Origin of the sequence: Rhodococcus sp. EPR-134 (genome assembly GCF_001647205.1) — a bacterium.
GTDB classification, from domain to species: Bacteria; Actinomycetota; Actinomycetes; order Mycobacteriales; family Mycobacteriaceae; genus Rhodococcus_F; species Rhodococcus_F qingshengii.
Genome location: NZ_LVCT01000498.1, coordinates 1 through 6,012 on the forward strand (window position 1 = coordinate 1; position 6,012 = coordinate 6,012).

The 6,012-nt window shown below is 62.8% G+C and carries 4 protein-coding genes; all 4 read left to right on the plus strand.

From position 1 onward, the window contains the following. Nucleotides 1-1,234: DUF5682 family protein (locus tag A2J01_RS22825; protein WP_231915879.1), on the plus strand; the 1,234-nt coding region annotated here is incomplete at its 5' end. Beyond that, nucleotides 1,231-2,394: a VWA domain-containing protein gene (locus A2J01_RS22830; protein WP_047269390.1), complete on the plus strand. Its 1,164-nt coding sequence runs from the start codon at nt 1,231-1,233 to the stop codon at nt 2,392-2,394. The genes A2J01_RS22825 and A2J01_RS22830, both read left to right, overlap by 4 nt. Nucleotides 2,395-2,436: 42 nt before the next feature. Further along, nucleotides 2,437-4,059, plus strand: a complete 1,623-nt coding sequence (locus A2J01_RS22835) for an MFS transporter (protein WP_042446444.1) — start codon at nt 2,437-2,439, stop codon at nt 4,057-4,059. A 237-nt stretch (nt 4,060-4,296) separates the two neighbouring features. Then, nucleotides 4,297-6,012, plus strand: a 1,716-nt coding sequence (locus tag A2J01_RS22840) for a sensor domain-containing diguanylate cyclase (protein WP_064113651.1), incomplete at its 3' end; no start/stop codon positions are given.

Here is a 6,012-nt window from a genome sequence, read left to right on the forward strand (position 1 = left end):
GGCAACGAGGTCGGTGATGTGCGACGGGAACGACGTTCTTCTGGATCTGATCACGCGAAGATTGGTTGTGGGCGAAGCGCTGGGCGCGGTGCCCGAGGAAACGCCGACAGTCCCACTCGAAGCAGACCTGCGCGCACGCTCGAAGACCTTGCGGCTCAGACAACAAGCGGGAGCAAAGACTCTCGATCTGGACCTGCGACGCGACATCGACGTCGAGCGTTCCCAGTTCCTGCACCGACTGGGGATCCTCGAGATCGATTGGGGAACCCCGGCCGACAGTGAGGTCCGTTCCACCGGAACGTTCCGGGAGACTTGGGCGCTGCAATGGAAGCCCGAATTCTCGGTCTCGGTGATCGAGGCGTCGCTGTGGGGCACGACGGTGGTTGCAGCGGCAACATCATGTGTCGTCTCGAAGATCAACGAGCCGGACATCTCTCTCGCGTCACTGATCGGACTACTGGAGAACTCGCTCCTGGCGAACCTGCCGGCAGCGTTGTCCGCTGTGCTGGAAAGTGTGAAAACGGTGGCGGCACTAGATCATGACGTGTCGCACCTGATGGCGGCGCTGCCTACGCTGACGCGAACGCTGCGGTACGGCGATGTGCGCGGAACCGACGTGTCGGCATTGGTCGACGTCGCCGACAGCCTGTTGATCCGCATTTGCACTGGCCTCGCAGTCGCCGTCACGGGCCTGGACGATCCCAGTGCCGAGGAGTTTCGCGAACACCTCGACAAGGTTCACTCGGCAGTCATGGTTCGTGACGATCGCGATGCGAGCGCACGGTGGCTGCAGGCCATGGCCGGCGTGATCGACCGTGACGACGTCAACGGATTACTCGTCGGCCGGATGGTGCGGCTACTGCGCGACAGCGGTTCGATCACGGAAACCGCTGCAGCCCAGCGCTTGTCTCGGGCCCTGTCCGTGGGAAGCACGCCGACCGCCAAAGCCGGGTGGGTCGACGGGTTTCTCGGTGGAGGAGGGCTTGTGCTCGTTCACGATCGAGCGTTGCTCACGCTGATCGACACGTGGGTTCGCCAACTTCGTGAGCAGGACTTCATCGACACGCTTCCACTGCTTCGACGTACGTTCGGAGCGTTCGAGGCGGGGGAGCGTCGAGCGATCGGTCAGGCGGTCAGAGGCGGCCGACGCGTCGAAACGACAGTGGAGACCGATGCTCGACGCGGCAGAGCGGCAATGGCGGTCGTTGCGGACATCTTGGGGGTGGGCGCATGAGCGACGACGATCAGCGCCTTCGACGCTGGAGACTGATGCTCGGGGAATCCGCCGAAGAATCGACGGGTGGGCTGGGCCAACCGGGCGAGCGTCGAATGGATGCAGCTCTTGCCGCACTCTACGATTCGTCCGGCCCGACCAAGGGGCGACGCCGCTCAGCCGGATTGGGGGCGTCGGCTCCGTCCGTCGCCAGATGGCTCGGCGATATCCGGACGTACTTTCCCAGCACGGTGGTGCAGGTGATGCAGAAGGACGCGATCGACCGACTGGGTTTGGCGCAGTTGCTGCTCGAACCGGAACTGCTCGATGCCGTCGAGCCCGATGTGCATCTGGTCGGGACGCTGCTGAGCCTCAACCAGGTCATGCCGGAGGCCAGCAAGGCAACTGCTCGAATGGTCGTCGGCAAGGTGGTTCGGGAAGTCGAAGAGCGAATCGCGCAGAAAACGAAGGCCGCGGTGACCGGGGCTCTCAATCGTTCGGCCAGAACGTCGAATCCGAAGTTGCGTGACATCGACTGGGACCGAACCATCCGAGCAAATCTGTCGCACTACCTTCCGGAGTATCGAACCGTCGTCCCCGAGCGGCTCGTCGGATACGGCCGTAAGTCGAAATCCGTGCAGCGCGACGTAGTCCTGGCGATCGACCAATCGGGTTCGATGGCGTCCAGCGTCGTCTACGCATCCGTGTTCGGCGCGGTGTTGGCGTCGATGCAGGCGCTGAAGACTTCGCTCGTGGTTTTCGACACTGCCGTCGTCGACCTGACGGACAAACTGTCCGACCCAGTCGACGTCCTTTTCGGGACCCAACTTGGTGGGGGCACGGACATCAACCGCGCAATCGCGTACAGCCAGTCACTGATCTCGCGTCCTGCCGAGTCGATGTTCGTTCTGATCTCGGACCTCTACGAGGGCGGTATTCGCAACGAGATGTTGCGCCGCATGGCCGCCATGAAGAACTCCGGCGTTCAAGTCGTGGTTCTACTGGCACTCTCGGACGACGGGGCACCGTCGTTCGATCACGACAATGCAGCGTCGCTGAGTGCCCTCGGGATTCCCGCGTTTGCGTGCACGCCGGACAAGTTTCCGGAACTGCTGGCGGTGGCTCTGGAACGCGGGGACGTGTCGGCTTGGGCGGATCAGCTCAGCCTCGAACAGCACTGACCGGTCTGCTTCGAGAACCTGAACACCGGGTACACCCGCACGATGGGTGACGGACAGGTTGCTGGTTCGACGACGCAGGCGGGTTCAGGACTGGTTCTCACGGTGTTGGCATCCAGCCAATTCCTGATGACCTTGGACAGTTCGGTCATGAACGTTTCGATGGCAACCGTCGCCGAGGACGTCGGCACGAGCATCACCGGCATTCAAACCGCGATCACGCTGTACACCCTGGTCATGGCGACGCTGATGATCACGGGCAGCAAGCTGGGGTCGATGATGGGTCGTCGCCGGGCCTTCGCGCTCGGCTTGATCATCTACGGCGCAGGTTCTCTGACAACGGCGCTCGCTCCCAATCTTGCGGTCCTGCTGATCGGATGGTCGTTCCTCGAAGGCGTCGGTGCGGCACTCATCATGCCCGCGATCGTCGCGCTCGTCGCCACCAACTTTCCGGCTCAGAAGCGCCCGGCTGCCTACGGTCTGGTCGCTGCCGCCGGCGCGATGGCCGTGGCGGTCGGGCCGCTGATCGGCGGCGCCGCGACGACATTTGCGTCATGGCGTTACGTGTTCGTCGGCGAAGTCGTGATCGTTGTCCTGATCTTGCTGGTGCTCAGCAAGGTGGTCGACGTCCCACCGTCGAAGTCGCGCCTCGACTACGTCGGATCGATCTTGTCCGTGGTCGGGCTGGGCATGATCGTCTTCGGCGTACTGCGCTCGAGCGAGTGGGGTTGGGTGCAGGCCAAACCCGACGGACCGCAGCTGGTCGGGCTTTCCCCGGTGGTGTGGCTACTGATCGCCGGGCTCCTGGTCGTGTACGGATTCCTGCGCTGGGAGGGACGCCTGGCCGCTGCGGGGAAGGAGCCGTTGCTTGATCCGGCGATGCTGCGAAACCGCGAGCTCAGTGGCGGACTTTCCATGTTCTTCGCGCAGTTTCTGGTCCAGGCGGGCGTGTTCTTCGCGGTCCCGTTGTTCTTGTCCGTAGTTCTGGAGCTCAGTGCCCTGGAGACGGGAGTTCGCATCCTGCCGTTGTCGGCGGCGCTCGTCGTGGCGGCGATCGGTATTCCGAAGCTACGGCCTACCGCGAACCCGCGACGCGTGGTCCGAGTCGGATTGTTGGTCATGGTCGTCGGCATTCTGATGCTCGTTGCAGGCATGGACCCCGGCGCCAATGCGGCGATCGTGATGATTCCCATGCTGTTCATGGGTTTCGGCTTGGGGTGCCTGTCTTCGCAGCTCGGAGCCGTCACGGTGTCCTCGGTCCCGGACGAGCGCAGCACCGAGGTCGGCGGGTTGCAGAACACCGCCACCAACCTCGGCGCTTCCTTGGGAACTGCCCTGATCGGATCGGTTCTCATTGCCACTCTCACGACGTCGGCGATCGCCGGAATCGAAGACAATCCGGCGGTTCCGACATCGGTGCAGCAGCAAGCGAGCACCGACATGGCCTCGGGCGTGCCGTTCCTGTCGACGACGCAACTCCGATCCGCTCTCGATGACGCCGGCGTCGCCGAGTCCACGGCGGATGCGATCGTGGACGTGAACGAAGAAGCCAGGCTGGACGCGTTGCGTGTCGCTTTTGCCGTGGCAGCGCTGCTCGCAATCGCCGCGTTGTTCCCGACCGCTCGAATCCCCCGCGTCGCGGTCGGCGACAAACGTGGTTCGAGCTAAGAATCAGCAATCGCGGATCGACCTGGAGGATCGACGGAACGACCTCTGGATATAGTGATCTGCGCACAATCGATTCGTCAGATGGCTACCGTTGTGAAGGAAACAAGCAGCGAGTCTGAAACACTGACGTTTCACCGGATAAGGGTTCGGTGGGGAGCCAGGGGAGGTTCGGATGGCCAGGCGAGCGGATTCGACGCCCGCTGATGGCGCCTGCGCAGATGTCGGGATGCCTCGCTGATGAGCCGTCCGAGTCGATTGGGCAGGCAAGATCCTGCTTCGGAGGCCGACTGCAACAGCCTGTTTCGCCGTCAGATAGACGAAGCTGCAGCCGTCGCGCCGTTCGCCAATCTTGCGTACATGGCGAGTTTGGTCGTGATTCTGACCTACACCGTCCCGCCCGGACGTCAGACGCTCAGGTGGTTGGGTGGCGCCCTCATCTTTCTCGTCCTCGCGAATTCGATCCGAGTATGGATTCCCCTTCGCTGGCGGCCGTCGAAGCACACCCCGCGCTACGACTACGTGGGTCTGCTCGTCGAAGTGATCGTGGTCGCGACCCTCGACGTCACACTTTTCGCTCTGCTCTTTCACGACATGGACGTCTTCCGCGACTTGGTTCTGATCGCGACGATGGCCGGGATCATGGGCGCCGGGACCGTGACGTTCTCGAGTCTGAGATCGGTGAGCCTGACCTGGATCTACATTCACGGCCTCGGCGTCTTCACTGTTCTCGTCGTCCACGCCGAACCCCACTTTCGCATACTTGCGATTCAGTTGTGCATCTACATGTTTGCGCTCACCGTAGGGGCGGTCTATCTGTCGGCCTCTTTCCAGAGACGTTGTCTCGCAGAGTTTCAGGCGGAATCCGAGCGTCAGACTGTGGCGTTGTTGCTCGACGGTTTCGAGGGCGGTTCCCGCGACTGGCTGTGGGAGTGCGACACCAACGGCCGGTTCTCCCACACCTCGGCACGTCTCGCCGAGGTCGCAGGTATGACGGTGGACGAGTTGCAGCAACTCACCTTCGGACAACTCCTCACCAGACTCCAGATCGCATCGAGTCCGGAGGGGCGTGCGGCCGCGGCCCAGATGATCGACAAACTCGAATCGAGTGCTCCCTTCCGGGACACTGTCGTGCCGGTGCATGTCGACGGTAGGCGACGCTGGTGGTCTCTTTCCGGCAATCCACGGGTCCTCGAATCCGGCGTGATTCTGGGTTGGCGCGGTGTCGGTTCCGACATCACGGAGAGGTATGTCCACGAGCAGGAGATCCTTCGCCTTGCGGCCACCGACTCGTTGACCGGGTTACCGAACCGTCGTGCGTTCGGAGTGGCGCTCGAGGAAGCGATCGACTCCCGCGCGCCGGAGAAGCAGGTTCTCGTCGGGATTCTCGACCTCGACAACTTCAAATCGGTGAACGACACCCTTGGCCATCCGATCGGGGACCAATTACTTCTCGAAGTCACGAAACGCCTTCGCGACGTGATCGGTTCGGACATGTGCTCGCGGATGGGCGGTGACGAATTCGGGCTGATCGTCTGCACCTCTTCGCGCGACGATCCCGGTGTGATCTTCGATCGGTACCTGGAAGTGCTGCACGAACCATTCTTCGTCGAAGGCAATCGGATCGAAGTGCGGGCCACGATCGGTTACTCGAGCGCGCCCGAGGATTCGACGGACGCCGACGGATTGGTGATGCTGGCGGATCTGGCTCTGTACGAGGCGAAGTCGACGGGACGCAATCGAGTGGGTAAGTTCTCACCGCTGCTGCGGGCGAGGGCATCGGCGCGGGCGACGGCGTTGCACGAGCTGGACAGAGGGATCGAGGAAGGGCAGTTCGATCTCCACTACCAGCCTCAGGTCGACACTCAGACCGGTGAAGTGGTGGCCTTCGAAGCTCTTCTTCGGTGGAACCATCCCAGCCGCGGCCTCATCGGGCCCAGCCAGTTCATCTCGGTG

Coding starts and splice junctions, on each gene's coding strand:
- A2J01_RS22835 (WP_042446444.1), top strand. CDS start 2,437: ATGGGTGACGGACAGGTTGCTGGTTCGACGACGCAGGCGGGTTCAGGA.
- A2J01_RS22830 (WP_047269390.1), top strand. CDS start 1,231: ATGAGCGACGACGATCAGCGCCTTCGACGCTGGAGACTGATGCTCGGG.